General features: G+C 37.3%; 10 protein-coding genes. 4 read left to right on the top strand and 6 right to left on the bottom strand.

The features are described from left to right. Positions 1 to 9 precede the first annotated feature (9 nt). The 3 genes from ACE1ET_RS08780 to ACE1ET_RS08770 form a co-directional block, all read right to left on the bottom strand. Positions 10 to 1,278, bottom strand: a complete 1,269-nt coding sequence (locus tag ACE1ET_RS08780) for an adenylosuccinate synthase (protein WP_375728013.1) — start codon at positions 1,276 to 1,278, stop codon at positions 10 to 12. Between the two features lie 146 nt (positions 1,279 to 1,424). After that, on the bottom strand, positions 1,425 to 1,880 hold the full coding sequence (locus ACE1ET_RS08775) for a Fur family transcriptional regulator (RefSeq protein ID WP_375728012.1): 456 nt from the start codon (positions 1,878 to 1,880) through the stop codon (positions 1,425 to 1,427). Between the two features lie 113 nt (positions 1,881 to 1,993). Then, positions 1,994 to 3,205: a dicarboxylate/amino acid:cation symporter gene (locus tag ACE1ET_RS08770; RefSeq protein ID WP_375728011.1), complete on the bottom strand. Its 1,212-nt coding sequence runs from the start codon at positions 3,203 to 3,205 to the stop codon at positions 1,994 to 1,996. Between the two features lie 123 nt (positions 3,206 to 3,328). On the opposite strand from ACE1ET_RS08770, the gene pepT reads away from it, so the two are divergent. From pepT to ACE1ET_RS08750, 4 genes are all read left to right on the top strand, one after another. Further along, positions 3,329 to 4,561 (top strand): peptidase T, encoded by a 1,233-nt coding sequence (gene pepT, locus ACE1ET_RS08765; RefSeq protein ID WP_375728010.1) that lies wholly within the window; start codon positions 3,329 to 3,331, stop codon positions 4,559 to 4,561. Continuing rightward, entirely contained in the window at positions 4,562 to 5,650 is a 1,089-nt protein-coding gene (gene gcvT, locus ACE1ET_RS08760) for a glycine cleavage system aminomethyltransferase GcvT (protein ID WP_375728009.1), read from the top strand. Between the two features lie 135 nt (positions 5,651 to 5,785). Then, positions 5,786 to 8,884, top strand: coding sequence for a tetratricopeptide repeat protein (locus ACE1ET_RS08755; protein WP_375728008.1), 3,099 nt, complete (start codon positions 5,786 to 5,788; stop codon positions 8,882 to 8,884). 27 nt (positions 8,885 to 8,911) lie between these two features. Further along, positions 8,912 to 10,669 (top strand): porin family protein, encoded by a 1,758-nt coding sequence (locus ACE1ET_RS08750; protein WP_375728007.1) that lies wholly within the window; start codon positions 8,912 to 8,914, stop codon positions 10,667 to 10,669. 11 nt (positions 10,670 to 10,680) lie between these two features. Here the strand turns inward: ACE1ET_RS08750 and ACE1ET_RS08745 are convergent, their stop codons facing one another. From ACE1ET_RS08745 to porZ, 3 genes are read right to left on the bottom strand one after another with little or no spacing between them, the layout of a single operon-like run. Further along, positions 10,681 to 11,631, bottom strand: coding sequence for a sulfotransferase (locus ACE1ET_RS08745; protein ID WP_375728006.1), 951 nt, complete (start codon positions 11,629 to 11,631; stop codon positions 10,681 to 10,683). Further along, positions 11,621 to 12,193: a CvpA family protein gene (locus ACE1ET_RS08740; protein ID WP_375728005.1), complete on the bottom strand. Its 573-nt coding sequence runs from the start codon at positions 12,191 to 12,193 to the stop codon at positions 11,621 to 11,623. Before ACE1ET_RS08740 ends, ACE1ET_RS08745 begins: the two co-directional genes overlap by 11 nt. Positions 12,194 to 12,195: 2 nt before the next feature. Next, a complete protein-coding gene (gene porZ, locus ACE1ET_RS08735; protein ID WP_375728004.1) occupies positions 12,196 to 14,571 on the bottom strand; it encodes a type IX secretion system anionic LPS delivery protein PorZ in 2,376 nt (791 codons plus the stop codon). Between the last annotated feature and the right edge of the window lies 1 nt (position 14,572).

Below are 14,572 nucleotides of genomic sequence, written 5' to 3'. Positions count from 1 at the left end.
TTTAATAAGTTATTGTCTTACAATTGTTTGACTTCTGTCAGGACCAACAGAAACAATATTAACCGGAACACCAACATATTTTTCAATGAACGCCAGATATTCAGAAAATTGAACAGGAAACTGCGATTCATCCGTCATTTTTGTCATATCTGTTTTCCAACCATGAAATTCCTTAAACACAGGTTTTATATCGTCGGTTAATTCATACGGGAAGTAATTAATTTCCTGGCCATTTTCTTCATAAGCTACCGCGATCTTTATGGTTTCAAATGCATCCATAACATCACTTTTCATCATGATAAGCTGTGTAACTCCATTGATCATCACACTATATTTAAGCGCAACCAGATCAAGCCAACCGCATCGTCTCGGTCTTCCTGTAGTTGATCCATACTCATGTCCTTTGTCACGCAACATCTGTCCTGCCTCGTCAAACAATTCAGTAGGAAACGGACCACTTCCAACCCGCGTACAGTAGGCTTTAAAAATGCCAAATACCTCGCCAATCTTATTGGGAGCAACACCGAGGCCCGTACATGCTCCGGCACAAACTGTATTTGAAGAAGTTACAAATGGATAGGATCCAAAGTCAATATCAAGCAGAGTTCCCTGAGCACCTTCAGCTAAAACAGATTTTTTTAACAAGATATTATCATTAATAAACTGCTCACTGTCAACAACATTACACGCACTTATCAGCTCAATACCTTGCATCCATTCAGACTCATACTTCTTCAGCTCAGAACTATAATCATATAAGTATGTTTTTAAGATTTCAATATGACGTTGTTTCAACCGGTTGTATTTCTCGTCAAAATTTATGAAGATATCACCAACCCTGAGTCCGTTCCTACTGACTTTGTCGGTATAGGTCGGACCAATACCTTTTAACGTTGATCCGATTTTATCTTTCCCTTTAGCCTTTTCATAAGCAGCATCCAACAATCGGTGTGTTGGTAAAATAAGATGAGCTTTTTTGGATATAAATAACTTAGACTTTATTTCGTGCCCATCGGCTTTGAGTTCTTCAATTTCCTTTTTGAAAATTGCAGGATCAATCACAACGCCATTTCCAATGATATTAACTTTATCTCCCTGAAATATTCCGGACGGAATAGTATGCAGAACATATTTTTTACGATCAAATTCAAGTGTATGACCGGCATTAGGTCCACCCTGAAAACGTGCAACGATATCGTATTTGGGCGTTAAAACATCAACAACCTTACCTTTACCTTCATCACCCCATTGCAAACCTAAGAGAACATCAACTTTCATTATATTATTTATTTATATTTCCAAACACCCAAATGGCAAAATAACTGATCAAACATAGTTATTTCATGAGATGCCGATTCGACTCTCAAAAATAGAATAAATCAATGAGATGATGGATAAAAGAAATGAATAATTGCTAACAATTATCAACTTTTCCCGTAACAATCCTTGCACAACCCGTAAATGTACAGTGAGTAGTGCGACACCTGAAAATCGTCAATTGATCTGCCTGTAATTTGTTTCTGAAGTTCAGGATCTTTGAGCTCTTTTATTGATCCGCAATTCGTACAAATCAGGTGATCATGGGGATCAATATTGTAAGCTTTCTCGTATTGAGCCATGTTCTTCCCAAACTGATGCTTCACCACCAGCTTACAATCCAGTAATAAATCAATTGTATTGTAAAGAGTTGCTCTGCTAACCCGGTAATTTTTGTTTTTCATGTAGATGTAGAGCGACTCAATATCAAAATGACCTTCGTGAGAATACACTTTATCTAAAATAGCATATCTCTCAGGTGTTTTACGGTGACCTTTTTTCTTTAGATATTCAGTAAAGATCTGTTTTACAGCGTCCTTTGTCTTTACTTCTTTACTATTCATTTTTAAACTGAATTAAATTAATGGACAAAAGTAACGAAATTTAAAGCAAATTGTAACCCAATTGAATGAAATTTTTAAACAAACTTGTTTTGAAACAGACTAATTCAATAAAATTAATAGTTCAATTTCTCACCTTCACTATTGGCAATGGTGACAGCGCCACAAGAATCACTCCAAACGTTTACCGTAGTTCTGAGCATATCTAATGGCCGGTCTACGGCTAAAATAAGTCCGACAGCCTCCAATGGTAACCCTAAATAAGAAAGTATGATTGTAATGGTTACAAGCCCTGCCATTGGAATCCCAGCTGCACCTACTGATGCAAGAAGTGATAACAAAACGATCATCACCTGGTTAACAATACTAAGTTCCATACCGTAAATCTGGGCAATAAATATAACTGCCACGCATTCATATAATGCTGTTCCGTCCATATTAACCGTTGCACCAAGAGGTAAGGTAAATGACGATATCTTTTGAGAAACTCCACCGTTATTTTCTACGGCTTCCATGGTAAGGGGTAATGTCGCACTTGAACTACTGGTTGAAAAAGCTGTAAGTAATGGCGTTGACATGGCTTTAAAGTGCCTGAATGGATTTACTCTTCCCACAAAATATGTAATCATTAACAGAGTAAATACGCCATGAATAAGCAACGCAATTAAAACCGTAAGAAAATAACTTCCCAACCCGGTTGCCACATCTGCAATATTCTTTTGCTCCGCGACAACGCCAGCAACAAGCCCAAGAATTCCCAGTGGTGTAAACCGGATAATAAACATGGTTATTTTCATCATAACCTCAAAAACACCATTTACAACCTTTAAAGTCGGCTCGCGGTATTCTGCTTTTATTTTTGTCAAAAAGAATCCAAAAAGCAATGCGAAGAATATTATTCCAAGCATATCACCTTTTGCAAAAGATTGAAAAATATTTTCCGGAATTATTTTTATCAGTGTTTGACCTATTGTATCATGCTGACCAAGAACAGAATCCACAGATGACTTTAATTCAATTCCGGAATCCAACCCCGGCTTTATAATATTTACAAGAAGCAACCCGGTTACAATAGCAAGCGTGCTTGTTAAAAAATAATAGCCCATAGTTTTTGCACCAACACGACCCAGGTTTGAGGAATTTCCAATACCGGCCACACCGGTAATGATAGAAGACAGTATCAATGGAATTATCACCATCTTTAATCCTCTTAAAAACACATCTCCCATCCAGGAAATGTAGGAAACCTGTTCCGGCAGAAATATACCGAAAAGAACAGCAAGGACAAGAGCTATTAATATTTGCCAGTGTAAAGCAAGTTTCTTCATTTTTCTTATTTGATCTCAAAAATAATAACTTTATACCGTAATCCCTTATTTAACTTGAATGACTGAAATAGATCATTTAATTTTGTGGAATTATATTGTATGTTTGAGCAAAATTCTTGAATTATGAGCCAGGTATTAGAACGATTTCTTACGTATGTAAAATTAGACACACAGTCTGATTATGAAACTAAATTAACGCCAAGTACACCGGGGCAAATGATTTTTGCCGAGAAACTGGTAAAAGAGTTAAAATCCATTGGACTTGAAGAAGTATCGCTGGATGACAATGGTTATGTTATGGCCACCCTGCCTTCAAACATAAAAGAAGACATACCTGTTATTGGCTTTGTTGCACATATGGACACTAGTCCGGACATGACGGGCAAAAAGGTTTCACCGTGCATTGTTTCAAATTACGATGGAAAGGAAATTATATTAAATGCTGAAGAGAACATTATTCTTACTCCGGAAGATTTCCCGGAAATTCTGCAATACATTGGAGAAGATATTGTTGTAACCAATGGAAAAACCTTACTTGGAGCTGATGACAAAGCAGGCTTGGCAGAAATTGTAACGGCAATGGAATTTTTAATTCAGCATCCAGAAATAAAACACGGTAAAATCCGTATAGGGTTCACCCCTGATGAGGAAATAGGTGCGGGTGCCGACCATTTTGATGTGAAAAAATTCGGCGCTGAGTGGGCTTACACGATGGATGGCGGCGAAATCGGAGAACTTGAATTTGAAAACTTTAATGCTGCATTTGCAAAAATTTATTTTAAAGGCCGCAATGTACATCCAGGCTATGCCAAACATAAAATGCGAAATTCAATTCGCATTGCAAACCAGTTTATTACCTTAATGCCAAGGTTTCAGACTCCGGAACATACAGAAGACTATGAAGGCTTTTTTCACCTGATGTCGATGGAAGGTGATGTAGAAAAGACAACGCTGCAATACATAGTCCGCGATCACAGCCGCCCGCGTTTCGAAGAGCGTAAAAAAGAGATGATCCACATGACCAATAAAATAAACAATGAGTTTGGCGAAGGAACCTGCACCATTGAAATGAAGGACCAGTATTACAATATGCGGGAAATGATTGAACCGGTAATGCACATAGTTGATATCGCCGAACAAGCCATGAAAAATTGTGGCATTACACCAAATATTAAACCTATTCGTGGAGGAACCGATGGTGCCCGCCTCTCTTACATGGGACTTCCCTGTCCTAATATTTTTGCCGGAGGACACAATTTTCACGGAAGATTTGAATATGTTCCTGTTGGTTCTATGGAAAAAGCCGTTAATGTGATCGTTGAAATTATTGATATCGTAGCTAAAAAGTCATATTAAATGAAAACAACCCCTTTCACCCAAAAACATATTAACCTGGGTGCTAAAATGCATGAGTTTGCAGGATATAATATGCCGATCGAATATTCAGGAATTAACGATGAACACGTAAACGTAAGAACAGGAGTTGGGGTTTTTGATGTGAGTCATATGGGTGAATTTTGGGTAAAGGGTCCAAAAGCGCTGGACTTTTTACAGCATGTCACATCCAATGACGTATCAAAACTAACACCGGGTAAAGCCCAATACAGCTGTTTACCCAACGGGAAAGGCGGAATTATTGACGATCTTCTTGTTTATTACTACGAACCGGAAAAATATTTGCTGGTAGTTAATGCAGCCAATATTCAGAAAGACTGGAACTGGTGCGTGAAAAATAATTCGTTTGGAGCCGAACTGGAAAACACGTCCGATAAAATTGCTCAGTTAGCCATACAGGGCCCCAAAGCCATTGAAGTCTTGCAGAAACTAACACCTGTTAATCTCTCCGAAATTCCGTATTACAGTTTTACAACCGGAGAATTTGCAGGTATTTCAGATGTAATTATTTCCAATACAGGTTATACCGGTGCCGGTGGATTTGAGCTCTATTTTTACAATGAAGATGGCGGTAAATTATGGGATGCCATTTTTGAAGCCGGCAAAGAATTCGGCATTAAACCTATCGGATTGGGAGCCCGCGACACCCTGCGCCTTGAAATGGGATTCTGCCTCTACGGAAACGACATTGACGACACAACTTCTCCGATAGAAGCTGGCTTAGGGTGGATCACAAAATTCACTGATAACAAGGATTTTATTGACAAAAAACTTCTTCTTGAACAAAAAGAAAACGGGGCATCAAGAAGATTGCGTGGATTTATCCTTGAAGACCGGGGTATTCCACGACACGGATATCCCATCGAAAATGCTGACGGTGAAGTTATCGGAGAAGTCACCTCCGGCACCATGTCTCCCATGATGAAACAAGGCATCGGTATGGGATATGTATCTACATCCTACAGCAAATTTGATTCGGAGATTTTTATCCGGGTCAGAAATAAAGCATTAAAAGCAAGGATTGTAAAGTTGCCTATTTATAAAGCATAACTTATCGAGGGTTTCACTACAAGTGAAGCCCTCGATAGTTTTGGAGAACTTGTTTACAATATCTGAATGCATCTTTCGTTCTGATTACTGGGAAATTAGTAATTTCGCGCCAATCGTAAACCCAATGTAATTAATATGAGAACCGCAGTTTTAAGTATATTCTTCCTATTTACATCCGTTATTATATTTGCTCAGGAGTCCGTTTCTGAAACCGACATTCAAAACTGGTTTGAAAGAGGAAAGGAGTTTTTCGATGAACACCAGTATGCTGCAGCAAAAGATAACTTTACCTTGTTTCTGAACAACGCTCCGGAATCAGAAGGAAAACGCATAGAAGCAGACTTTTACCGCATCGTATCTTCTTTACGACTGGAGGATAAAACAGCGGAGACAGAATTATCCCGTTTTATTAATGATCATCCGGACAGTTATTTTGGGAATCAGGCTCTTTTTATCCTGGCCAATTATAAATACGATCAGAAAAACTACAAATATGCCGGGGTCTTATACGGAAAGGTTAAAACAAACCAGCTCAGCGAAAACCAACTGAAGGAATACCAGTTCAAAAAAGGATATTGTCTTTTTAAACAAGGAAAATTTAAAGAAGCAGAAAACCTTTTTTATGAGGTAAAAGAAGAAAAAAACCTGTACAGGGAAGCAGCTATATATTATTATGCACATATTCAGTACGAAGAAGGAAACTACACTACAGCACTGGATAATTTTCTTATGCTGGAAAATTCGCCGCAATATTCAGATGTGATTCCATATTACCTGGTTCAACTTTACCATTTAAACAAAGAATATGATAAAGTAATTAAATACGGTTCGAACCTGATTATGGGTACCGTAAATAACAGAACCGGTGAGATTGCAAGAATAGTGGGTGATGCCTATTATGCCCGTCAGGAATATGAAAAATCCATCGCATTTCTGGAACGGTATCTTGAAGAAACACCCTCTATTTCCAGACCGGACATTTATCACCTTGGCGTAGCATATTACAATACTAAACAATACCAGAAAGCAGCAGAAACATTCTCCCAGATTGCAACCGTTGAAGATGAACTGACTCAAAGCGCGTATGGATATCTTGGAGACTGCTACCTGAAACTGGATGATAAAAATGCTGCACGTATGGCATTTGAAGCTGCGTCCCGTATGTCGTTCGATAAATCCTTACAGGAAGAAGCACTTTATAACTATTCTAAACTTACGTATGAAACAGCATTCTCCCCTTTTAATGAGACTATAACCGCTTTTGAAAGGTTCCTGGAAGAATTTCCGGACTCAAAATACAGGGATGAGGTGTACAATATGCTTTCAAATGTGTTTATGACAACACAAAACTACGAAAGAGCATACCAGTCCATAATGAAGATACGCACACGAAATCCGAAGGTATTAAAGGCTTTACAACGCGTTTCTTATTACCGGGCAATAGAATTGTTTACGGACAACAGATATAGCGATGCAATCCCGTATTTTAATACGGCTATTGATAATTCCCAGTTCGATCAGGACATTAAGGCTTTGTCGTATTACTGGCGTGGAGAAACCTACTACAGACTCGGGGATTACGATAAAGCACTGAGCGATTATAATAAGTTTATTATTCTGCCCGGTGCTTACAGCAAAGATGTATTTGATATGGCGCATTATAACATGGGTTATGCCTTTTTTAAAAAGAAAAACTACAGCGCCGCCATCAACTGGTTCCGGAAGTTTTTATCACTGGCTAAAACCAAAGATCCAAATCTGATAACCGATGCAAACAACCGCGTAGGTGATTGCTATTATTTGAAACGCGATTTCCGCGATGCAATAACATATTTTCAGGCTGCCTATCAGAACGGTGGAAGCAATGCAGACTATGGCTTATTTAAAAAAGCCTACAGTGAGGGGTTACAGAAAAACTACAATAAAAAGATCACCGATCTTAAAAGTCTGATATCAGGTTTTCCAACATCTCGGTTTATTGATGATGCATGGTTCGAAATGGCCAAAACCTGGGTTGTATTAAATGATCCTCAGAATGCCATCGGATCATACAATGCGCTCATTCAAAAATACCCGAACAGCAGTTTTGCCAGCCAGGCTATGGTGAATATGGCACTTGTTTACTATAACATTCAGGATGTTAATAAAGCATCCTCCATCTATAAAGATGTGGTTCAGAAATATCCGGGAACCGAAGAAGCAAGAACGGCTCTCGCCGCTTTAAAGAATATTTCGGTTGAGAAAAACGAGGTGGATAAATACATTGACTACACCAAAGAAGTTGGAGGCTTTGCTACACTCAAAAATAACGAAGAAGACTCGCTTACATTTGCAGCAGCAGAAAAGCTTTATATGTCTGGCAATATAAGTGATTCAAAACGATACTTTGAAAATTATCTTGCGAAATTTCCTAATGGTGCTTATCAATTGACTGCACACTATTATAAAGCAGATTGTAATCTGAGATTAGGCGACAAAGACGCTGCAATTTCTGATCTTAAGTTGGTGGTTTCACAACCTAGAAATTCATTTACAGAGCAGGCCTTGACCGCCTTGTCGACCTTGCTGTTTGAGAAAAGTAATTATCAGGAAGCCCTGGAATATTATTCCGATCTGGAACAGCAGGCTCAAATGAAAGAAAATATTAAGGCTGCGAAAGTTGGAATTATGCGGTGTCAGTATAATCTTAACAATGCAGGAGCCACAATAGTTGCGGCAGATAACCTGTTAAAAGAACCGGTACTTGAGCCGGAACTGAAACGCGAAGCAATTTACAAGAAAGCAAAGTCTTTTATTAAGCTCGACAACAAAGAAGCAGCTTTGTCCGCATTCAGGATACTGGCACAGGATACCCGCTCAAAAGAAGGTGCTGAGGCTAAATATGAAATCGCAAGAATGCTTTATGAACAGGGAGATGTAAAAGGGGCAGAAAAAGACATTTTCGAATTTATTAATACAAATACACCTCATCAGTATTGGTTAGCAAAAGCTTTTATCCTGCTTTCTGATATCTATATAAACAGGGACGACATTTTCCAGGCCAAACAGTATCTGCTGAGCGTAAAAGAAAATTATCAGAATAACAGTGATGATATTAAACCAATGGTTGAAACAAAATTACGGGAAATAGATGCCATTGAAAAACGCAAGGAAATGGAAAAACGGGATACACTGAAAACTTATTTCCAAAAGGTTGATTCCATAAAAAAATCTATGTCTGATTCCATTCAATAACTTAAAACTGATTGAAAAGATAACAAAATGAAAAAGAATATAATAATTGCCATAATTATATCAGCAACAGGACTATCGGCCTCGGCTCAAACCGATACAACGATTAATAAAAACGTAGTAGTGGTAAGAGAATATAATCCAACCATTTCGGATGCCAACAAGATTAATCTCATCCCGGAAATTCAGAAACCGGAGATAAAAACACCAACGTTTTCATACAGCTTTTTTACGCATCCTCTGGAAACAAGCTTTGAAATTATTCCATTAACACCGGCTACTCTTTCATCTGAGCCAAGGCGGGATTACGATCAGAACTACATTAGTCTGGGAGGTGGAAATTACAGCTCTTTATTCGGCGAACTATTTTATAACGCTTTTCATTCAGACAAACACAGTCTGTCGTTTTTTGCCAATAATCGGTCCTCGTTCGGGAAAGTAAAAATGGAAGATGGCAGTAAAAACGATGCTACGTTTGTAAGGAACAATTTATTGTTAGCCTACAAACATCAGTTTTGGGGAACCTATCTGACTGCCAACCTGGGATTCAGTAATCATAATTACCGGTATTTCGGTTACCAAACAATTAATACTGATACTTCGATGACCTATTATGCTCTGAATGACACAATAGCCATTAACAATAAAGATATTAATGAAACCCAAAAGCCAGGTTATGCTTCTTTTAAAGCGAATTTTGTATTTGCCACCAATCCGTCAATTTATGATGAAACGGCATATAAAGCCGAACTTTATTACGATCACTTCTTCACCCGCATGGATTTTAAGGAAGATCTGATAGGGCTAAAAGGCTTCTTTGAAAAACCTGTTGGAGACAATCTTGTTGGCGGAGCACTGGATGTGCAATATGGCATGTATAATGTCCCCGATACAGCTCTTTACAAAGATTTTAATAATTTTACCTATATTGATTTCAGTCCGTATTTTAAGTTGAACCGGAATACATGGAACCTGAAACTTGGGTTAAATGCATTTTTCAACATTCAGAAAGACAAAACAGACTATCTTGTTACTCCGGACATTGATTTTAATTTTAATCTGATCGAAAAACTATTTACAGCACACTTAATGGCTGGAGGAAATTACAGATTAAACGACTACAGGAACAGCATTCAGATCAACCCTTATATGACCCCTGAGCTGAATGTGATGCCGACACAAATACCTCTTTCCTTAGAAGCAGGATTGACCGGACAGTTAACACCAAAAATTGTATTTAACGGTAGCGTTAACTTCTCAATCGTAAAAAATAATCCGTTTTATATTAACGAATTCTATATCACAGACACATCACAGGTTAGCTCAGTTGCATATTCCAACCAGTTTACCGCAGTATACGACGACATGAACGTTTTAACCGTGAAAGCAGCCATTGATTATGCAGGAAACGACAGATACAGCTTCGGTGCAAGCGGAGCCTATTACAACTATGCCCTGGATAATCTTGAATATGCGTGGCATTTGCCGGATTATGAAATAAAGGTCTACGGAAGTTTTGTGCCCTACAGAAATGTTACTGTCAATGTTGACTTTACAACCATCTCAAAAAGGGAAGCGCTTACACAGGATGCGATCGGTTCAGGAGTAACACAAAGAACTCAGTTAAAAGCAGTATATGATTTGTCTTTATCAGGAGAATACCAATATAACAACAGATTATCGGCATCGTTGAACCTGAATAATATCCTGTCGTCCAACTATTATTACTGGAATGGTTATCCATCCTTTGGATTTAATGTACTGGCAAGCGTAAAATACCGGTTTTAATGGTAGATGTCCTAATCAAGGTATATTTTAATGCCGAAAGTTTTTAAAATGAATTTATATCGGTCAGGAAAATCAGAATCAACTTCATCCTTCCATCTGTTAACCAGATAACTTTTGTTTCCGGAAAGAATCTGATTTTTGGTTTCATTTGTACTATGAATAATTCCACTCGACGGAATATTTAATATTTCAAGCATTCGTACATTGTATTCCATTCCTATTTTTGAACATATATTACGAATTGCATTTTCAGGATCGGTAACTACATCCTCATAAAAAACAGGAAACACATTTGAGCTTAACTTATTTTCCTGATAATTTATAATAAAGACCAAATTTTCAAGACACCAACTCACTATAAATTTTTCCAAATCATTATTGCTGGCGTTGACTTCCTGAATTAAACTTTTTGCTTTAGAAGTCAAGAGCACTTTTATTTTTTCCGAATTCGAATAGTTATCAATGTATGTTGACCAGCCTTTTCTTATACGCGAAAGAGAGTGTGAAACAGGATGTCTAAGCAGGTATAATCCATAATCATTTTTAAATTGATCCATAATATCATCATAATAATAAGTTAACTTATGGATTTTAAAAACTGTCCTGTTAGTTTTTAATGAGTGATTTTTTGTAAGTATATCACTCCAATAAAAGCTGTTCCATGTTCTACCCTCCGATAAAACTTTCAGGTAATCAATAATTTTGTCAAAGTCATCTTTATTAACATCAATATATCTCTCCGAAAAAAATTCTGAATTAAAATACTTATGTAATACCTTCTGATTATCAGAACTTAACGAAAATGGCTCACTTACTGTTTTGGAATGAGAATCTGTATTTAGTATCTCAGTTATTAAAGTTGAGCCCGCCCGCGGCAATGTAAAAATAAATATATCGGGTTGTTGCTTTTTATGATCATGGAAACCAGCAAGAAGGCCTTTTGCAATATTTTTAACTCTCATTTTCTGTTATTTGAAAGGAAAACATGCAGGCAACTTTTTCGGGTTCCTCATTATCTTCTCTTTTAATTTTTTCTTCCAGTTTTTTAATATCAATATATGGAAGTACCGAAAGCGTTAATTCATAAGCCCTTTCATAAAGAAGACTTCCGTCCTTATCTTTTTCAGGGATTATTCCTGTTCGGTCATCAAGTTTGTGTGCCAGAAAAACGAGCAAGCAGGTGACAACAGCCAATTTAGCAAATCCAAATACTGCTCCGGCCAAACGATTGATAAAGCCCAAAGAAACTGCCTTTAACAAGTTATCCAGCATTTTACCCAAAAGGTTTACCAGAATAACGATAATGATAAATGTGAGAAAAAAAGACACATAAGGCAGATAATCGCCGGTCACTTCGAATTTGTCCCTCAAAAATACGGTTGTAATATATGAGAATTTATAAGCGCCCCAAATTCCAAGGATCAAAGCAGCTAACGTGGCAAGTTCAATTGCAAAACCTTTCCTAAATCCTCTAAAAACGCCATAGACAAGTGGAAGTAAAATAATAATGTCGAGATAATTCATACTTATTGTTTAGCATTGATTACCAAAAGTTTTGTAATTGCAGATTGCTCTCCATTCTTTGTTGAACAGAAAATTAAATAAACCCCGGTTCCGACATATTCTCCAAACATATTCTTCCTGTCCCAGGAAACAGAACCTCCATTTGAAACGGTTTCAAATACTAAATTTCCAGAGATATCGGTTATTTTTACAATTGTTTCTTCCACCAAACCGGAAACTGTAACAACACCAGTAAAGTTTTCTCTCACCGGATTTGGAAAAGCTTTAACATTTGAAAAATCACTGTTGCCTTCTGTTGCATCTCCACCAAATGATACCAGTCCGGCACCGGTTCCAGCATATACTTCGCCATTGTCCGGATCAATAATGATTGAACGAATAGAGTTTGAAGGGAGAGGGCTATTAGCCGTTGTAAAGTGATGAATCGTCGTTAAACCATCAGGAGAAACCAAAAAAAGTCCGGATGATGCTGTGCCTAACCATTTACGATTTCCACCGTCTACAGCTATTGCCTTTACAACTTCGCTATCCAAAAGATAATCCGCAGCATTATCTTCATCATTTTCTCTTGGTAACTTAATACGGGATGGAAGGAAGGTTTCACTTTCAAAAACATCTCCAGGAGAAGAATAAACGCCTAATCCATTGTTGGTTCCAAACCATATTGAACCATCTTTATCTTCTGCTATGCATGCTACTACAACAGCAAATTCCTTTCCTTCAATATCGTTATTTACACTAAGCATACGGTACTCGTCATCTGCACTATTATCCAAAGTTCCATTTTCATTAAACACAAAAATACCTCCATCAGCACGTGGAACAACCATCCATTTATTATTGTCCTGCGTTACTATCATTTCACCCAGCGAGCCTTTAACGTCTGAACCAGCTCCATCAATAGGACTATAATTAAAAGAATACCATGAATCATCCTGTTGTAATACATGTACAGGTAAACTCACGGCACTGTTTGTTAACCATAGGTTTCCATTATCATCAAAAGCCAGTCCATAAACCCTGTAAAATATTGATCCCGGAATTCTGTTTATAATAGGACTATTGGTGTCATCATAATGATTAACTAATGCAAGGTCATTAAACTCATATAACCCATAATTATAAGACGCAACAAAAAAACGAGATGCATTAAAAGGATCTGATTTGATATTCACAAAATCGATTGCTGAACCCAGTTCAGGAATCGTGTTCTTATTTAATATAAACCACCCTTTATCTGACCTAACGGACGCCTCAGCGGGATAAGAATTATTATTCCATGATCCATCCAGGCCACCATGCACCGTTCTTAATATTCCGTCTCTTATATCCATATTCCAAATGGTATTTGAGGCCGGGCCGTCTGGTTTAAGGACTTCACTAAACCCTTCTTTCCTGTATTTTACAAGGCTCAAGCTACCATCTGAAACAAAATACGTATTTTCATCGAATTTTAGAGCATCGTAAGTTGATAATACGTTCTGTCCATCATATCTCATTTCATCGAAATTATAGGATGCGATAAAATCAGTGAGTTTTAGTTCCTGATCAAAAATAGAAATTCGGTATGATGCGATAACCAAAAGCGTGCTATCAGAAATACTAACATTTCTAAAATTTGTTCCTCCACTCAAAATTGTCTTTAAAGAACCGTTTTCAACTGCATATACGGTATATCCCGAAGTCTTACCATCTGCCCTGATAGCAACTAGCTTATCTGAGTAATTTACAATATCGGCGTATCTTTTATTATATTCAGGAAACTGTGTTTCCATTTCCCATTTTCCAAAGTCGAGTATATTAGGATTATCCAGGTTACATTTATAAATCCCGTTATCTGTTGCAACAAAAATATTTCCATCCTTAATTGCAACACCATTTACAGGGTTTTGAGATGAACCGTCACTTAAAATATATGTCTCCAAAACTTCTTTATTCTCAAGATCAAGAACAACAACACCAACATCTGAAGAAATATAGGCTCTATCATCTTTAAATGTTACGTTGTTTATATTCTTACTTCCGTTAATGCTGGCCAGCTTAATGTCCTGAACATTACTGATTTTATTACCCTTCAATAAGTCAATATTTCCATTTTCATATCCAATGAACAGTATATCTAACCCATCATAATATTTTATTTTTGCAATGGTTACATCATTCAGACCATTTATTTTAGAGTACGTAGTTATAGCATTGTCATTCAATCCATAGGAAAATAAAAAGCCTGAACCTACCGCGTATATTTTATCCTTTGCCCTTGTTACAGAGGTACCTTCATCATACGAAAAATGTGTGGTCCATGTCCCGGTTGGAATCTGAGCCCAACTAATAGTGCTGAACAAAATAAGGAGAACAAATATTTTAATACGGTTCATG

The sequence above is a fragment of the Quyinboa mangrovi genome, from assembly GCF_042219825.1.
Lineage (GTDB): Bacteria > Bacteroidota > Bacteroidia > Bacteroidales > UBA5342 > JBHJHP01.
Note: the sequence above shows the minus strand (reverse complement) of the source record. Positions and strands in the feature narration are given on the sequence as shown.

What these genes read in the sequence shown, in the direction of transcription:
- ACE1ET_RS08780 (WP_375728013.1), bottom strand. Translation starts at nt 1,278, where the DNA reads ATGAAAGTTGATGTTCTCTTAGGTTTGCAATGGGGTGATGAAGGTAAA.
- ACE1ET_RS08775 (WP_375728012.1), bottom strand. Translation starts at nt 1,880, where the DNA reads ATGAATAGTAAAGAAGTAAAGACAAAGGACGCTGTAAAACAGATCTTT.
- ACE1ET_RS08770 (WP_375728011.1), bottom strand. Translation starts at nt 3,205, where the DNA reads ATGAAGAAACTTGCTTTACACTGGCAAATATTAATAGCTCTTGTCCTT.
- pepT (WP_375728010.1), top strand. Translation starts at nt 3,329, where the DNA reads ATGAGCCAGGTATTAGAACGATTTCTTACGTATGTAAAATTAGACACA.
- gcvT (WP_375728009.1), top strand. Translation starts at nt 4,562, where the DNA reads ATGAAAACAACCCCTTTCACCCAAAAACATATTAACCTGGGTGCTAAA.
- ACE1ET_RS08755 (WP_375728008.1), top strand. Translation starts at nt 5,786, where the DNA reads ATGAGAACCGCAGTTTTAAGTATATTCTTCCTATTTACATCCGTTATT.
- ACE1ET_RS08750 (WP_375728007.1), top strand. Translation starts at nt 8,912, where the DNA reads ATGAAAAAGAATATAATAATTGCCATAATTATATCAGCAACAGGACTA.
- ACE1ET_RS08745 (WP_375728006.1), bottom strand. Translation starts at nt 11,631, where the DNA reads ATGAGAGTTAAAAATATTGCAAAAGGCCTTCTTGCTGGTTTCCATGAT.
- ACE1ET_RS08740 (WP_375728005.1), bottom strand. Translation starts at nt 12,193, where the DNA reads ATGAATTATCTCGACATTATTATTTTACTTCCACTTGTCTATGGCGTT.
- porZ (WP_375728004.1), bottom strand. Translation starts at nt 14,571, where the DNA reads ATGAACCGTATTAAAATATTTGTTCTCCTTATTTTGTTCAGCACTATT.